Annotated in this window: 12 protein-coding genes, 1 tRNA gene and 2 pseudogenes; 6 read left to right on the top strand and 9 right to left on the bottom strand. The window is 75.1% G+C overall.

Annotated features, from left to right (window positions below):
• Positions 1-1215 (bottom strand): hypothetical protein, encoded by a 1215-nt coding sequence (locus ACFQ87_RS23460; protein ID WP_380612746.1) that lies wholly within the window; start codon positions 1213-1215, stop codon positions 1-3.
• 175 nt (positions 1216-1390) lie between these two features.
• Here ACFQ87_RS23460 and ACFQ87_RS23455 point away from each other — a divergent pair, with 175 nt between their 5' ends.
• Positions 1391-2047 carry a histidine phosphatase family protein gene (locus tag ACFQ87_RS23455; protein WP_380612745.1) on the top strand — a complete coding sequence of 219 codons (657 nt, stop codon included), beginning with the start codon at positions 1391-1393 and terminating at the stop codon, positions 2045-2047.
• A 30-nt stretch (positions 2048-2077) separates the two neighbouring features.
• On the opposite strand, the gene ACFQ87_RS23450 is transcribed toward ACFQ87_RS23455, so the two are convergent.
• Positions 2078-3688, bottom strand: coding sequence for a tetratricopeptide repeat protein (locus ACFQ87_RS23450; RefSeq protein WP_380612744.1), 1611 nt, complete (start codon positions 3686-3688; stop codon positions 2078-2080).
• 262 nt (positions 3689-3950) lie between these two features.
• Here ACFQ87_RS23450 and ACFQ87_RS23445 point away from each other — a divergent pair, with 262 nt between their 5' ends.
• The 3 genes from ACFQ87_RS23445 (at position 3951) to ACFQ87_RS23435 (ending at position 6068) form a co-directional block, all read left to right on the top strand.
• Complete coding sequence (locus tag ACFQ87_RS23445) at positions 3951-4466, top strand: hypothetical protein (protein WP_380612743.1); 516 nt, start codon at positions 3951-3953, stop codon at positions 4464-4466.
• Between the two features lie 106 nt (positions 4467-4572).
• Entirely contained in the window at positions 4573-5478 is a 906-nt protein-coding gene (locus tag ACFQ87_RS23440) for a spermidine synthase (protein WP_380612742.1), read from the top strand.
• 122 nt (positions 5479-5600) lie between these two features.
• Positions 5601-6068 (top strand): GNAT family N-acetyltransferase, encoded by a 468-nt coding sequence (locus ACFQ87_RS23435; protein WP_380612741.1) that lies wholly within the window; start codon positions 5601-5603, stop codon positions 6066-6068.
• A gap of 89 nt (positions 6069-6157) precedes the next feature.
• Here ACFQ87_RS23435 and ACFQ87_RS23430 read toward each other — a convergent pair whose 3' ends face one another.
• The 5 genes and pseudogenes from ACFQ87_RS23430 to ACFQ87_RS23410 form a co-directional block, all read right to left on the bottom strand.
• Positions 6158-7018 carry a hypothetical protein gene (locus ACFQ87_RS23430; protein ID WP_380612740.1) on the bottom strand — a complete coding sequence of 287 codons (861 nt, stop codon included), beginning with the start codon at positions 7016-7018 and terminating at the stop codon, positions 6158-6160.
• A 108-nt stretch (positions 7019-7126) separates the two neighbouring features.
• Positions 7127-7573 (bottom strand): DUF4442 domain-containing protein, encoded by a 447-nt coding sequence (locus tag ACFQ87_RS23425; RefSeq protein ID WP_270146831.1) that lies wholly within the window; start codon positions 7571-7573, stop codon positions 7127-7129.
• A gap of 145 nt (positions 7574-7718) precedes the next feature.
• Positions 7719-7794, bottom strand: a tRNA-His gene (locus tag ACFQ87_RS23420).
• 184 nt (positions 7795-7978) lie between these two features.
• The gene (gene orn, locus ACFQ87_RS23415; protein ID WP_380612739.1) at positions 7979-8581 is read right to left on the bottom strand and encodes an oligoribonuclease; all 603 of its coding nucleotides are present in this window, start codon (positions 8579-8581) and stop codon (positions 7979-7981) included.
• An 838-nt stretch (positions 8582-9419) separates the two neighbouring features.
• Positions 9420-10431, bottom strand: a pseudogene (locus ACFQ87_RS23410) (helix-turn-helix domain-containing protein); the annotation flags it as partial.
• Positions 10432-11423: 992 nt separating this feature from the next.
• Here ACFQ87_RS23410 and ACFQ87_RS23405 point away from each other — a divergent pair.
• Positions 11424-12224, top strand: coding sequence for a GNAT family N-acetyltransferase (locus tag ACFQ87_RS23405; protein ID WP_380612738.1), 801 nt, complete (start codon positions 11424-11426; stop codon positions 12222-12224).
• An 89-nt stretch (positions 12225-12313) separates the two neighbouring features.
• Here ACFQ87_RS23405 and ACFQ87_RS23400 read toward each other — a convergent pair whose 3' ends face one another.
• Both ACFQ87_RS23400 and ACFQ87_RS23395 read right to left on the bottom strand, forming a co-directional pair.
• Entirely contained in the window at positions 12314-13492 is a 1179-nt protein-coding gene (locus ACFQ87_RS23400) for an HAD family hydrolase (RefSeq protein ID WP_380612737.1), read from the bottom strand.
• Positions 13493-13926: 434 nt separating this feature from the next.
• Entirely contained in the window at positions 13927-14283 is a 357-nt protein-coding gene (locus ACFQ87_RS23395; protein WP_380612736.1) for a hypothetical protein, read from the bottom strand.
• Between the two features lie 300 nt (positions 14284-14583).
• On the opposite strand from ACFQ87_RS23395, the pseudogene ACFQ87_RS23390 reads away from it, so the two are divergent.
• Positions 14584-15030: pseudogene (locus ACFQ87_RS23390) on the top strand (universal stress protein); the annotation flags it as partial.
• Positions 15031-15230: the final 200 nt, after the last annotated feature.

Here is a 15230-nt window from a genome sequence, read left to right as displayed (position 1 = left end):
TCATGCGCCCACACCCAGCGCTTCCGCGCGCAGGGCGGCCGCGTAGGCGAGGCGCTCGGCCGCGTCGTCCGCGGTGTCGTCGCCGTCGTCCGTGCCGCCGCCGTTCGGGCCGGAGGCGGCGGCCAGTGCCTCGGTGACCGTACGGATGCTGCCCAACTCGCCGCGCACGCCCCGGCCGAGCTGCTCGACCCGGTCGCCGCAGCGGGCCTGGGCGCGGCAGTGGAAGCCGAGTTCGCAGGAGGAGAGGCAGTCCGGGCTGTACGCGGCGGGCACCGACTCGACTGCGGCGGTCAGTTGCTCGGAGGTGCGGGACGGGGCGCCGTCCCGGTCGGCGGCCAGGTCGAAGTCGGTGCCCGGCGGCAGAGTGTCCAGCAGTCGGTCGATGCCGGTCATCCGGCTCAGCTGGCGGCGGGTGACGGCCAGCTCGCGGCGGACGTCGACGGCGACCGCGGTCGGCCGGTTGCCGAAGTCCTTCGGGCAGACCAACAGCACGCTGGTGCGGGGGCTGCCCGGCAGTCGCTGCTCGGTGTACGGGTCGTCGGTCGGCGCCTGCCCGGCGGCTGCGGCGGCGGTCCGCTGGAGCGCCAGCACGTACACGGCGGCCTGGCGGGCGGCGGCGCCGACCTTGGCCGGGTCCGCACTGCCGTCCAGCACCGGGAAGGACTTGATCTCGACCACGGTGCACCGCCCGCCGTGCACCACCAGCGCGTCCGGCTCCAGGTAGGCGGTGCTGCCCGCCACCTCCAGGCGCAGCATCGGGTGGTCCAGCAGTGTCCAGGCCTCCGGCTCGGCGGCGGCCAGGGCCAGCGCCTCGGCCGTCCGGTCGGCGCGGACGGCCGGGCCGGAGCGGTGCAGCAGGTCGGGCACCAGCAGCGGGGCGCGGTCGTCGGCCGGGACGCCGAGGTGGGCGCGCAGCGGCTCCAGCAGCGCGGAGTAGTCGTCCGCCTTCAGCCGGGACTCGAAGATCACGCCGCGGGCGATCGCGAACGGGGACTGGCCGAAGGGGGCGGGGCGGCCGAGCCGGGCGGCCAGCGCGGACTTGTCCACCCCGGCCGCGTCCAGCACGGCGCGGCGGTGACAACCCGGATTGGCGGCGAGCGCGGCGAGGGCGCGGGCGTTCAGACTGCGCTGCGGGGCCGGTCCGCGCAGCTCGGCGAGCCGCAGGGCGAGCGGCTCAGCGGGCCCGCTGAGCGGGACGTTCGTCGAGACGTTCATGGTGCGGCCCAGTGTCGCATCCGGGTCCGACAATGCGGCGCGGACCGGCCTGTTCCGGCCGGAACCGGCGGGAACCGCAGCCCGCGATCGTGGTCGCCGTCCGGGTGGGGGATCATGGAGCCCGGTGCTCAAGGGTGAGACCGACCGTTGACCGCCCCGCTGCGAGGAGCCCCCCATGCCCGCCCGAATCGTGCTGGTCCGCCACGGTGAGACCGAGTGGTCGGCCACCGGCCAACACACCGGCCGCACCGACATCCCGCTGACCGAGGAGGGCCGCGCGATGGCCCGGGCGCTCGGCGCCCGGCTCGCCAAGGCCCCCTGGAACGGACTGCCGGACGCGCTCGTCTACACCAGCCCGCTCGGCCGCGCCAAGGAGACCTGTGAACTGGCCGGCTTCGGCGACCGCGCGGTGGAGCGCCCGGAGCTCATGGAGTGGGACTACGGCCAGTACGAGGGCCGCACCGGCGCGGACATCCGGGCCACCGACCACCCCGGCTGGCTGATCTGGCGCGACGGGGTGCCCGGCGGCGAGAAGCTCTCCGAGGTGGCCGCCCGGGTGGACGCCTTCCTCGCCGGCCTCCACGAGGAGCACGGCGTCCCGGATTCGGACACCACCGTCATGCACTGCGCCGATCAGGACGTGATCCTGTTCGCGCACGGCCACGTGCTGCGCATCCTGACCGCCCGCTGGCTGGGCCTGCCGCCCGAGTTCGCCCAGAGGTTCAAGCTCGGCACGGCGGCGCTGTGCGTGCTGTCCTGGGAGTACGGTGCCCCGGCGGTGGAGGTGTGGAACGACCTGTCCCACCTGGAGGGGCTGAACTCCGGCCACTGATCCTCCGGTCGGCGGCCGGGCCGCGGCTGCTCAGGCCGCTGCGGCCTGGTCGTACCCGGCCAGGAAGCGGCGGACCTCGGGCACCGAGACGTGTCGGCGCAGCCGGCCGGCGGTGTCCGCCAGCATGCTGCGGATCCGGGCCGAGCGGACCTCGCCGAACAGCGCGACGGCGGCCGAGCCGTGGTGCGCCGCCCCCGCCAAGTCCCCCCGGCCGAGCCGGTCGTGGGCCAGCTCGGCGGTGTACAGCACCCGGTTGCGGACGAAGTGCGGCTCCTGCAGAGCTATGGCCAGCGCGGCCTGCTCGCTGGCGCGGTCCCAGTCGCCGAGCGCGGACCAGCACTGCGACTGCAGGCCGACGAACTCCGCCTCGCCGAAGAAGGACATCCACTCCGGGTCGCCCTCGGACGGCCCCCGGTCGAACAGCGTGTACGCCCGGCTGATCGCGCGTTCGCAGGAGGAGCGGTCCCGCAGCACGGCCCAGGCGCCGGCCTCGCGCATGACCAGCAGGGCGAGCAGCCGGTCGGAGTCCAACTGCCGGGCGGCGGACTGCCCGGCCTGCGCGGCACGCAGTGCCTCGCGGGGGCGTCCGGCGTCCCGGGCGAGGAAGGCGCTGTTGCAGAAGACGTGCGCCTCCAGGGCGGGGTCCCCGGCCATCCGGGCGGTGGCGAGCGCCTCGGCGTAGAACGAGCGGGCGTCCGCGAGCCGGTTCGAGTCGTGCGCCAACCAACCCACGGAGATGGCGAGTTCGCCCGCCCCGGCCTGGAGCCTGCGCTCCGTCTCGGCCGTGTACTCGCCCTCGTTGAGCAGCACGTAGGCGGTGCGCAGCGACTGTCCGGCGAGGTCGTACAGGGCGTCGGCACCGTGCGCGTCGTCGGCCAGTCTGATCTCCCGGACGGCCTGTTCGACGCCGAGCACCTCGGCGGCGCCGACCTTGCGCGGCGGCGGTACCGGCCCGGGGCGGCCGGGCACCACCAGGTCCAGGCCGAGCAGTGATGGTGCGGTGAACTCCGCACCGGGGACGGCACCTCGGCCGGCAGCCGGGCCGGAGCCGGCACCGGCGGCGGGACCGGCCGCGGCCGGCCGGTCGATGCCGATCACGGCGGCCAGCGCGGTCGAGCCGCCGGCCAGGAACGTACGGCGACGCACGTCGTCGTTCTCCTCGTCGAGATAGGGCGATCCATCGGGCCCCCTGGGCACCGCGCCGGCCCTCGGCCACGGGGGCCCGTCCGGAGCGGCTGGATCCGCGTACGGCGAGGCAGCGTACGGGAGTTGGGTGGAGAGTGGTGAGCGCGGGGCGGGCAGGGGCGGGAACGGTGGGTGGAGCGGGGGCGCCCCGGTCGCCCCGCCGCTCCCCGCCGGGCGGCGGCGGACGGCGGCGCGGGGGGCGAAGCCGAGGTCGGTGAGCGTGCGGTCCGGCCACATGTGCCGGAAGACCCGCTCGTAGGCGTAGTTGGGGCAGCGGATCTCACCGGACTCGACCCGTCCGACGTAGCGGGCGTCGCAGGACACGTGCTCGCCGATCTCGCGGGCGGCCCGGCGGACGGCCATGGCGAACTCGCCGGGTGAGCGGTCGCCGCGCAGTGCGCGCATCGCGGTGTTGGGGGACGGTCGGTTCGGCTCGGCCGGTGGGGTGGCTGCCATGGCGCCGAGAATACTCGGAGTCACCGACCGTCCACAGTCGGTTTGCGGGATATATGCTGTCAAAACGGTTCAAAACGGGCGTTCTTGCGGGATATCCGCCATGAAATGCCATGCCTTGCTGTAATGCGCCCCGTGGCCTCGGGTGCCACCGCCGCGTTGTCCTGATACGTGGAAGCCCAGGCCGCCCCCCGGGCCCGTCCCCGCCCCCGGTGCCCCACCCCCGGGCGACTGCGCTTCCGACCCGACAAGGTACAGGAGGGCCATGATGGCCACCGGACTGCCGCAGTACCGACCCGTCGTCGGGGGTGTGCTCGCCGGCGCCGCCCCCGCCCTGCTCCCCGACCCCGACGACGAGCGTTTCCCCGGCCGGGGCCCGGTCGACGGCGGCCGCGGCTCCTGCGGCGGCCTGCGCCGGGACGCCGCCGTCCCCGAGGAGGGCACCCTGGTCACCGGTTGCGACACCGTGACGGTCGCCGTGCGGCACGGCCTGGAGGCCGTCGACATCCTGCGGCTGCGCCGCGCCTGCGGAGCCGTCCTCCAGAGCCGCAACGGCAGCACCGTCTCCTTCCTCGTCCCGGCCGGTACCTGGGAGACCTGGCACCTGCCCGGCAGCTCCTGTACGGCCGGTGCCCTGGTGCCCGGCATCACCGACCCGCGCTGGGTGATCCCGCCCTCCGGCCCCGGTCGCGCCGCCCGCCCCACCGATGCCTGGGTGCTCCGCTCCGCCCTCTGCGAGGCCGCCTGCACGCTCACCGCGGGCGGCCTCGGCCCGTTCTAGCGGGCGTGCCGCGAGGATTCCGCCGGGCCCTAAGCCCTCCGGCCGGATCCCCACGGCACGCCCCTGACCTGTGGGTGTCCCCCCTCGGGCGGCGATAATGGCCGCCATGGGACGAAGCAGCAGAGCCGCGCGCAACCCGGAGCCGGAAGCCACCACCGGGCCGGGCGGGCGCACCCACGTCCAGGGGCCGCTCAGCCGTCCCGTCGGCTCCGGCCTGGCCGAACTGCGCCCCGACCGCGACCGCCCCGCCGCCTGGACCCTGCTGATCGACGGGGCCCCGCAGTCCCTGGTCGACCTCGCCGACCCGACCCACCTCGGCTTCGAGTACCAGCGCCGGCTCGGCCACCTGATCGACCTGGCCGCCCCGCCCGGCCGCCCGCTGACCGTCCTGCACCTGGGCGGCGGCGCCCTCACCCTGGCCCGCTACGTGGCAGCCACCCGGCCGCGCTCCCGCCAGCAGGTCGTCGAGATCGACACCGAGCTCACCGAACTCGTCCGCGCCGAGCTCCCGTTGGAGCGCGGCTGGCAGATCAAGGTGCGCGGCGCGGACGCCCGCAGCGTGCTGGAGCGCACACCCGAGGCCAGCGTCGACCTGGTCATCACCGACGTCTTCTCCGGCGCCCGCACCCCGGCCCACTGCACCACCGTCGAGTTCACCACGCTCGCCGCCCGCGCCCTCGCCCCCGGCGGCTGGTACACCGCCAACATCGCCGACGGCGCCGCCCTGCCCTTCGCCCGCTCCCAGGTCGCCACCCTCGCCGCGGTCTTCCCCGAACTCTGCCTGGTCGCCGACCCCGCCGTCCTGCGCGGCAAGCGCTTCGGCAACCTCATCCTCGCCGCCGCCCACACCCCCCTGCCCGTCCCCGACCTCACCCGCCGCGTCGCCTCCGACTCCTCCCACGGTCGCGTCGAACACGGCCGCGCCCTCAGCGACTTCACCGCGGGGGCCGTTCCCGCCACCGACGCCACCGCCGCGCCGTCCCCGGCCCCACCGCCGGGCGTCTTCCGCTGACGGCCGCGCTCGCCGCGGCCGCCTCGGGGCGGTAAATCCGTTTGAGGACGACCGAGCCACGCCGGACAATGGCCCTGCCGCCCGACCGCCCTGTTGCCCTGCCGCCGACCCGAGGAGGCGCCGTGCCCATTCGACCCGCCCGCCCGGACGAGGCCGAGCTGCTCACCGGCATCGCCCTGCGGGCCAAGGCGTACTGGGGCTACGACGAGGCGTTCATGGCCGCCTGCCGGGAGGAGCTGACCGTGGACGCCGCCGTGATCGAGCGGGCGTCGACGTTCACGGTGGTGGCCGAGGATGGCGGCCGGGTGCGGGGGTTCGCGGTACTGGTCGCCGTCCCGCCGTCCGGGGAGTTGGCCATGCTCTTCGTCGAGCCCGACCGGATCGGCCGCGGCATCGGCCGGGCGCTGTTCCGGCACGTCCGAGGCGTTGCCCGGGCGCTCGGCCTGCGCCGCCTCACCATCGACTCCGACCCGCACGCCGAGCCGTTCTACCTGGCGATGGGCGCCACCCGCATCGGCAGCACACCGTCCCTCTCGATCCCGGGGCGTGAACTCCCGCTGATGGAAGTGGAGCTGGCCTCCGGGGGTTAGGCCGCGCCTTCGGCCGTGCCTTGGGCTGTGTCCCGGGTCGCGTCTCGGGCTGCTCCTAGGACCGTGTCGTGGGTCGCGTCTTGATCCGTTCAGTGCCCGCGCGGCAGTCCGCGGTGCTTGCACATGGCCGCGCCGGTGAGCAGCAGTCCGGCGGCGATGGGGGCGAGCACCGCGGTGGCCGTCGCGGAGCTGTCGGCCACAGCCGTCACGGCCGCCGTGTCGGCGAGGGCGAGCGCCTCGGGCGTCCCGCTGTCCGTCGGTGCGGCGGGCGGCGCGGAGGGGGCCGCGACGCCTGCCGCACCGACGGGTTCCACCGCGCTCCGTCCCTCGCGGACCGTCGCCTCCCGCACCGCGGGTGTCTCCGCCGTCTCGGGCCGGGGCCGGGTCGCCTGCCGGGGAGTGCGCGGCTGGGGAGCGGTGGGCGGTTCGGCGGGCTCGTCCTCGCGGGAGGCACGGGTCTCGGTCGGGCGGGCCCGGGCGGGGGCGGCGTCGAGCAGTCCGGAGGCGAGCGCGAAGGCGTCGGGGACGGTGGCGCGCTGCCCGGGCAGGGGGAGCCCGCCGGCCCGGATGCGCTCCTGGAGAACGCCGCCGACCCCGCTGGAGGTCGCGTACAGCGGAGCGTCGCCGGTCAGTTCCCCGACGAACCCGGGGGAGTGGGCGGGCTCCGGGGCCGCCGGCTGCCCCGGTTCCGGGGGGCGGGCGGCTGACTGTCCGTCGAGCGCGGGGACGACGTGTACGGCTCGGCGGACGGCGGGCTGGGCCTGCCCGGGCAGCGGTTCGGCGGAGGCCGCGTACGTGCCGGGTGCGCCGACGCCCCAGAGCTGTGCGAGCAGGGCCCCTCCGGCGGCGACGGCGCGCGGGTGGGGCAGCCACCGGGCGAGCGCCCGCCGTGCTCCGGCGACGCCGTGCGGGGCGGGTTCCTGGGGCTTGGTCGCGTGATTGGCTCGCACGTGAGTTGAGAACGAGCGGACGGGCGGTGAGGTCACGCCCGCCGTCACGGACAGTCATCGCGCACGTGGCCCCGGGCGGTCCGCCCGGGGCCACCGACCGCGCGGCGGTCAGGAGTTGGGACGCAGGGTCCAGGTGACCGTCATCACGCCGGTGACGGCGCCGTCGGCGCGGGTGATCTCGACGGTGACCGGGAACTCGGGGCGGCCGCCGGCATCCAACTCGGCGACGACCTCGGCGGCCGGGCGGCCGAGCACGGCGGTGGCGGTGACCTCGCCCATGGCGAGCTTCTTGTACGCGATCTCGGCGTTCACGGCGAGCGGCACGGCCCGGGACAGCTGGTCCCCGAAGGCGGCGAGCACGATGCAGCCGCTGGCGGACTCGGCGAGCGTGAACATCGCGCCGGCGTGCGGGCCTCCGACGTGGTTGTGGTACGCGGGCTGGTCGGGCAGCCGGAGCACGGCGCGCTCCGGGGTGGTCTCCAGGTACTCGAGCTTCAGGGTGTGCGCCATCGGCACGGTGGCGTCGAGCATCTGGCCGATCGAAGGAGTGGTCATGACGACTATGTTACTAGCCGGTAGCTTCTCGCGGCAGGGGCCGACCGGAAAAGCCGACCGGAAAAGCCGGACCGGCGTGCACAACTGAGGCAGCGCGAAAACGCCCGAGGGGCCGACCTCTTGAAGAGATCGGCCCCTCGGGCTCTGGGGTGAGTGACGGGACTCGAACCCGCGACCACCTGGACCACAACCAGGTGCTCTACCAACTGAGCTACACCCACCATCTGTCCGGTCCGTTCCCGCTCTCGCGTTCCCGTTCCGACAGGAAGAACTCTACAGGATCCGAGAGGGTGCTCGCGCCAGGGTTTCGTTCCGGCGGACGCGGGCACCCCCTCCGCCCCTCCAAGGGCCGTCCGGGCACCCCCGCCGCGCTGGTCGCGCCGATCGCGCCGGGGGCTCGCCGGGTCAGCCGGCCGGGGCCTGGTACTTCTCGGCGATGGCGCGCGCGGTCTCGGCGTCCGGACCGGGCTGCGGCACGAACACCGCCTCGCGGTAGTACCGCAGTTCGTCGATGCTCTCGCGGATGTCGGCGAGCGCCCGGTGGTTCCCGCCCTTCTGCGGGCTGTTGTAGTACGCCTTCGGGTACCAGCGGCGGGCCAGCTCCTTGATCGAGGAGACGTCCACGATCCGGTAGTGCAGGTGCTTCTCCAGGGCCGGCATGTCCCGGGCCAGGAAGCCGCGGTCGGTGGCCACCGAGTTGCCGCACAGCGGCGTCCTCCCGGCCTCCGGCACGTGCTGGCGCACGTACGCGAGGACGAGCTCCTCGGCCTCGGCCAGGGTCACGCCCTGCTCCAGCTCCTCCAACAGGCCGGAGGAGGTGTGCATCTCGCGCACCACCTCGGGCATGTTCGCCAACGCCTCCGCCGGCGGGCGGATGATGACGTCCACGCCCTCGCCGAGGATGTTCAGCTCGGAGTCCGTCACCAACACCGCGACCTCGACCAGGGCGTCCCGGTCGAGGTCGAGGCCGGTCATTTCACAGTCGATCCATACCAAACGGTCATTCACACAACTCACCCTACGGCGCGATCACGCGCCGCGGGCACCGGTGGAGCCGAGAGGGGCGCCGGAGCGACGCCCTCGGCCTGGTGGTCCTCCGCCCCGCCGTGCGGGCCGCGGCCCTCCGGGTGCTCGCCCTCCCGGCCGGTGCGGACCGCGTGCCCGTCCCGTCCGGGACGGGCCTCGCGCGCCGTCCGTCCGCCGTCCGCCGCCGCGGCCCGGCCCGCCTGGGTGCGGACCTGTGGCGCCCGGGCCTGCCGGCCACGGAGCTCGCCCGCCCCGTCCGCCGGCTGCCCGGCGGCGGTGGTCGGCACCCGGCCGCCCGGCGCACCGTGCGCACGACCGCCCGCACCCGGCTCGTCGCCGGGCCGCTCGACCCCGCTCCGGTGCCCCTGGCCCTGGCCGCGCGCCCCCGGCTGGGGGTGGCCGTCCTCGGCCGCCGCGTGCTCGGCGGTGCGCGACGGACGCCCCGCACCCGGCCCGGCCTGCGGCGGCACCAGCGGCGGCCGCACCGGACCGCGCGCCACACCCTGCTGCCCGGGGTGCGGCTGCTGCGCGGCCTGCTGGTGCGGGTACGGCTGGCCCGCGCGGGCGTGGAACCCCTGGGCGGTCGGCGTCCCGGCCTGCCCCGGACCGTACGGACCGGTGTGGCCGTGCGCCCCCGCCTGGCCGACCGGCACCTGCGCCCCGGGCCCCGCCGGGAACGGATGGGCCGGCTGCGCGCCGTGCGCCGCCCCGCCGAACAGCGTCCCGCCCGCCGAGGCAGCCGCGGCGGCCGCCGGGTGCGGCAGTGCGCCGGGCAGCCGCAGGTCGCCGCCGAGCGCCCCGACCGGGGCGGGCGACTGCTGCCCGGGCCGACGGGCCCGGTAGCTGGTCCGGTACGCGGCCGGCGAGACCCCGAGCTGACGGCGGAAGTGCCCGCGCAGCGCCACCGGCGAACGGAACCCGCACCGGCGCGCGACGTCGTCCACCGACAGCTCCGAGGTCTCCAGCAGCCGCTGGGCCTGGAGCACCCGTTGGGTGATCAGCCACTGCAGCGGCGCACTGCCGGTGAGCGTGCGGAAACGGCGGTCGAAGGTGCGGCGGCTCATGTACGCGCGGGCTGCCAGCACCTCGACGTCGAACTGCTGGTTGAGGTTCTCCAGCGCCCAGGTGACCACCTCGGCCAGCGGGTCGTTGCCGATCTCCTCCGGTAAAGACTGATCGATGTACTGGGCCTGTCCTCCGCCGCTGCGGCGGCTGGGCACCACCAGCCGTCGGGCCAGCGCGTTGGCCGCCTCGGCGCCGTGGTCGCTGCGCACCACGTGCAGGCACAGGTCGATCCCGGCGGCGGTGCCGGCCGAGGTGAGCACGTCGCCGTCGTCCACGAAGAGCTCGCGCGGGTCGACGTGCACCCGGGGGTAGCGCTTGGCCAGCGTCGGGGCGTACATCCAGTGGGTGGTCGCCGGGCGTCCGTCCAGCAGGCCGGCGGCGGCGAGCACGAAGGCGCCGGTGCACAGGCCGATGATCCGCGCGCCCTCGTGGTGGGCCTTGCGTAGGGCGGTGATCGCCTCGACCGGCGGGGGCTGGGAGATCGAGCGCCAGGCCGGTACGACGATCGTGCCGGCCCGGGCGAGGGCCTCCAGGCCGTACGGTGCGGAGAGGGTCAGGCCGCCGGTGGTCGCCAGCGGGCCCTCCTCCCCGGCGCAGACCAGCAGCCGGTAGCGGGGGACCCCGGCGTCCTGGCGGTCCACGCCGAAGACGGAGAGCGGGATGGAGCTCTCGAAGATCGGGGCGCCGCCGAAGATCAGGACCGCGACGGTCTCCCGGCGGCGCCGGCCGGACAGCTTGCGCGGGGCGCCGGCCGTCAGCGGGCCCACCGGGGAGCCGTTGGCGCCCGGTCCGCCGCCGTGGCCCAGCGGGCCGTGGCCGGGGGCGGTGCCCAGGGCCAGGGCGCCGAGCGGGCCGCCGGCGCCGTTCACGCCCGGGGCCGAGCCGCTGGCGGGGTAGGCCTGGTGGCCGTTGTAGCCGGAGTACTCGCCGGTGAAGGGCTGGGCGGGGCCGCCGTAGGGCTGGGCAGGGTTGCCGTAGGACTGGGTCGGGTTGACGGCGCCTCGACTGACGGGTTGTCCGCCGAGGGTCGGGTTCCCGCCCTGGGGCGACTGGACCCCGTAGGGGGTCGGTCCGCCGAGGGGCTGACTGCCGTGGCCGCCGTGGGCTTGCCCGCCGTACGCCGGACCGCCGTGCTCGGCCGGGGCGGGGCCGGTGGCGGAGGACGGCACCGGGGGATAGGGGGTGTGCGAGGCGGGGCCCGAGGTGCTCGGGGCGCCGGAGGTGCGGGTGGTGGCGGCGGTCGCGGAGGTGCCGGTGCTTCTCGCGGGCCGACCCGCGGTGCCGGTCGGCGCCTGGCCGCTGTCAGGACCCGCGTCGCTCCTGCTCACCCTGCTCAAGGCGCTCAAGCCCCCTCGGTGGTGTGGTGTGGGTGGTGCGGCACTGCTAGCCAAGATCGAAATCTATCGGGTGGACCATTGCCGTTGTGACAAGTTCACCATCCGACGCTATGTCGACATGGCAATTTGGCGTGATGCATTCGATCACGAAGCGTGGCACCCGTCGACCCTTCTGGGAAGAGGGCCGGTGCAACGGTGGCTGGTTGTCGCGGGGCGGTTCCTGGGGCGTCCGGCTTCCGGGCACCCGGCCGGCGGGTCTGGGCTGCGGATTTGTCCAAGGGGGAGGGAGCGGCGCAAAATTGACCGAAAATCGGCGGTGCACATGAGGGCGCACGTGCGCGGGCTGTGCGCCTCCCAGGCTTCATCCGGCCAGTGCCGGGGCGGCCGAGCCGGGGCCGGGGCGGCCGGGCTACGGTCCTGCCGTGAACACCATCAGCCGGCTCGAACAGGCCAACGACAATGCAGCCGCCTTCTGGCTCGCCCAAGCCCGCGCGCACGGCTGGCAGTCCCGAGTCCAACCGGGGCTGACGGCGGTCCGCTGTGCGCGCACCCCGGACGACTCCCAACGTTTCGTGGTTACCCGTCCGTACGCCGAACCCAGCGTCGTGGAAAAGGAGTTGGCGGAGCTCCTGGACGAGTGGGAGACCATCCGCTTCACCCTGGAGGACCCGTACGGCGGGCTCGACCTGTCCCGCTTCGGGGCCACCCGGATGCCGATCATGCCGGTGATGGCGCGTGAGCCGGACCCGGTGGAGGGCGTGCCGACCGAGCTGCCTGTCGTCTCCCCGGTGTGCGGCGGCGGCTCCCTGACGGTGGATGAGGCGCTGGACGGAGACACCTTCGCGCAGGTCGAGCGGGTCATCGTGGACGGCTTCCCGCTGCCCGCCCGTCAGCCCTGGACCCGCAACGAAGCGCTCCCGGAGCAGTTGCTGCGCCAACCCGGCTGTCGGGCCTGGCTGGGCCGGGTCGACGGAGCCCCGGCGGGTGCCTGCCTCAGCTACGACGACGGCCGGGCCACCGGGGTGTACTGGGTCGCCACCCTGCCTGACCGGCGCGGCCAGGGGGTGGCCCGCGCCGTGCTGCGGACCGCCCTGGCCCACGCGCTCCCGGACCGTCCGGCCACCCTGGTCGCCACCTCGGCCGGCGAACCGCTCTACCGCACCCTCGGGTTCACCGAACTGGCTCCGACCTGCTGGTGGACCCGTACCTCGCTGGGCGGCTGACCAGGGCCTTCGGCGCGGGGGCACGGCGGTGCGGTGCGGTGTCCGGTTTCGAGCGGGGCCCTTTGCGCGCCCGGCGCCCGGCCTCGGCGCTACTGGGCGGCCGCCGCGGCCCTGGCCGTGACCGGCGCCGAGGCGAAGACGGTCTGGGCGGGTGCGGCGCCATCGACGGCTACGCGAGTGCCATCGACCGCCGTGCGAAGGGGCGTTGGGCGCACCATCGGAACGGCCGGACCGCCCTCCGTACCCGGTTCCACCCCGGCGCCCGGCCCTGCGCCCGCCCCGATCCTCGACTCCGCCTGCACTCCCGCGCCCGGGCGACCGTCGGCGATCGCGGCAAACTCACCTGATCGGTTTCGGACACCGGACCTTGCCCCGGAGCCCGAGGCGCCGACCGTCCCGGCGTTCACGGCAACGGGCGTACTTGAGCCCTCCGGGGCGGTCCCCGTCGGGCGTGCGCCGGACCGCGCGCCGAGGAGCGCCGTCGCGCGCGCCGGGCCCCGCGCAGCGGCCCCGACGGCCTGCCGACGCACCGGCCCGCCGACCTGGACGCCCGACCGAGCCTCCGAGCGGCCGTTCAGCCGGGCGTCCGCTCGGGCCGAGGGCGCGTTGCGCGCCGCCAGCACGAGGCCGACGGCCTCCGGCAGACCGGCCGCCTTCAGCGTCGGCCGGTAGCCGCTCTCCGCCCACGGCCGGTCGTGGTGCAACCAGACGCTGCGCAGCCCGGCCAGTTCGGCGCCGGCGATGTCCGCGGGCGCGTGGTCCCCGACCATCCAGGTGTGCGCCGCCCAGTCCCCGGTCGGCCGGACGCCGCACCGTTGGGCGGCTATCTCGAAGATCAGTGGATCCGGCTTGACGCAGTCGGCCTCCTCCGAGATCACCCAGCCGTCGACCAGCGGCCCCAGCCCGGTCCGCCGGATCTTCTCCAACTGCGGCCGGGTGCCGCCGTTGGAGACGATCCCGAGCGTCCACCCCGCGGCCCGCGCCGCCCGCAGCGCCTCGATGTGCCGGGGCGGACAGTGGATGTGCGAGTTGATGCCGCGTCGGAAGTGCGCGAGCAGGAACTCGACGGAGGCGTCCAAGCCGTAGCGGCGCCGGACGGCGGACAGTACGGTGCTGCGCGGCACGTAGCCGCTGCCGTCGAGGGTGACGAACCAGTCGAGGTCGCCGGGCGGCAGGTGGTGTTCGGACAGGAAGTCCTGCGCCCAGGCCCGGAAGGCGGCGTCCCGGGGTAGCAGCGTGTTGTCGAGGTCGAACAGGAGCAGGGCCATGTCGAGCATGGTGCCAGCGCCTGCGCCTATGCACCTGGCAAATGCCAGACCGCGTCGCGAAGCCGTACGAAGTGGCCGAAACGGGCCTGGCACGTGATGGACGGAGGGCGTCCGGACGGGCCGACGGGGCCGGTTCGGGCTCCCGGGACGTAACGGTTCGCGACATCCCGCAACGGATCGTCGCCAATCCATGACAGTCCGGTCACGGTGTCCGGCGGGCCTGTTGCGCCTTCCGGTCCACTCAGTCAAGCTCCAGGGAACCTCCTTTCCGGAGGGGCGCGATCGCCTGTGGGCAGGGCGCATTGTTTCGGCGTGCGCATCCCCCTTTCGCGGGAACAACATCGTTCCAGGGCTTCGCCGCTGGGCTGGGCCCCATGCCCGTCGTACTCTGAAAGGAACAGGTCACATACGGTGCTGCTCGGCGTAGACCGACGTCATCCCGTTGGCGGGCCTGCCGCCCGGGCAGCGTTGTCCTCTCCTGTCGGCCCCTCTCCCTTGAAGAGCCGTGAGCCATGGCTGTTTCTGAGCCTTCCCGACCGGTCGAACCCGACGCGCCCCGCAGTGCGGGCGCACGGCCCGGGGGAGACGGCGCCCGCACGAACCTCGACCCGGCCGACGGGCGCCGAGACGAGCGCGCCGATGGAGGCTTGGACGGGCACGCCGAAGGGCGCCTCGAAGGGGGCCTGGCCGAGCGCGCCGAAGACCATGGCGATGACGGCGTCGGCGGCCGTGCCGAGGGGCCTGTCGGCCCATATGCCGAGCACGCCGAGCCCGCTGAGCCCGCTGGCCACCCGCCGAGCGACGCCCCGGACGCCCCGGACCGCATTCCGGCCGGTGCGCCCGGCGACGAGGTCCGGTCCGCAGCCGGGAGCCCTGAGCAGGGTGAACCCCGAGGCCTCGCGCGAGCTCTGCGCAGCCTCACCCGCCGGGGCAGCCTCGCCCGGCGCGACCGCCCAGGGCCCCGCCAGCGCCGTGGCGAGCCCCCGCCCGGCCCTGCGGAGCCCCCGGTGACGGGCCGCTCCGGCCCGGGCGCCGAGCGTCCGGAGACGGTTCCCGGCGGCACCGGCGGGCACACCGAGTCGTCGGCGCAGGAAGCGCCCGGACGCTCCCTGGACCCGGTGTTCCAGCACGGTGTCGTGGTCGGTTTCGACGGCTCGCTGTCGAGCGAGCGGGCCCTCGCCTACGCGGTCGGCATGGCCCGCCGATCGCAGTGCGGCCTGGTGATCGTGCATGTGGCCAACCGCCTGCCGGCCACGGTCTGGGCGGGCTGCGAGCCGCCCGTGTTCGTCGACCTCCCCGACCACCGGACCGAAGTCCTCGGCCTGGAGCTCGCCTGCGCGGACTTCCTCACCGGGGTGCCGTGGATCCTGATCGAGCGGGGCGGCGACATCTGCCACGAGATCGAGGAGGTCGGCCGCGAGTACGCCGCCGACGCGATCGTCGTCGGCACGACGCACGGTCTGCTCGGCAAGCTCTTCGGCTCGGTCTCCGGACGGCTGGCGCGGCGGGCCAACCGCCCGGTGATCGTTATCCCTTGAGGACTTCCCGAGGAGTCCTGCGGAGCCCCTGCGGCCCCCCGCGCGGACTCTCGCGGACGTTCTCCCCGGGTCGCCCTTGCGGGTCGTTGCCTGATACCCCCTGACGCCTCCTCCACCGTCGGCCGCTCCTCAGCACCATTGGCGGAGCGGCGCGTTGGCCCGGTGGACTCGGCTCAGGAGGTGACCATCAGGAAGTGATC

This window comes from Kitasatospora sp. NPDC056531 (assembly GCF_042794375.1).
Taxonomy (GTDB): Bacteria; Actinomycetota; Actinomycetes; order Streptomycetales; family Streptomycetaceae; genus Kitasatospora.
This window is presented reverse-complemented; position numbering and strand designations above follow the sequence as displayed.

Bases quoted from the DNA above. Each gene is read 5' to 3' on its own strand.
- ACFQ87_RS23460 (WP_380612746.1), bottom strand. From the start codon at position 1,215: ATGAACGTCTCGACGAACGTCCCGCTCAGCGGGCCCGCTGAGCCGCTC.
- ACFQ87_RS23455 (WP_380612745.1), top strand. From the start codon at position 1,391: ATGCCCGCCCGAATCGTGCTGGTCCGCCACGGTGAGACCGAGTGGTCG.
- ACFQ87_RS23450 (WP_380612744.1), bottom strand. From the start codon at position 3,688: ATGGCAGCCACCCCACCGGCCGAGCCGAACCGACCGTCCCCCAACACC.
- ACFQ87_RS23445 (WP_380612743.1), top strand. From the start codon at position 3,951: ATGATGGCCACCGGACTGCCGCAGTACCGACCCGTCGTCGGGGGTGTG.
- ACFQ87_RS23440 (WP_380612742.1), top strand. From the start codon at position 4,573: ATGGGACGAAGCAGCAGAGCCGCGCGCAACCCGGAGCCGGAAGCCACC.
- ACFQ87_RS23425 (WP_270146831.1), bottom strand. From the start codon at position 7,573: ATGACCACTCCTTCGATCGGCCAGATGCTCGACGCCACCGTGCCGATG.
- ACFQ87_RS23400 (WP_380612737.1), bottom strand. From the start codon at position 13,492: ATGGCCCTGCTCCTGTTCGACCTCGACAACACGCTGCTACCCCGGGAC.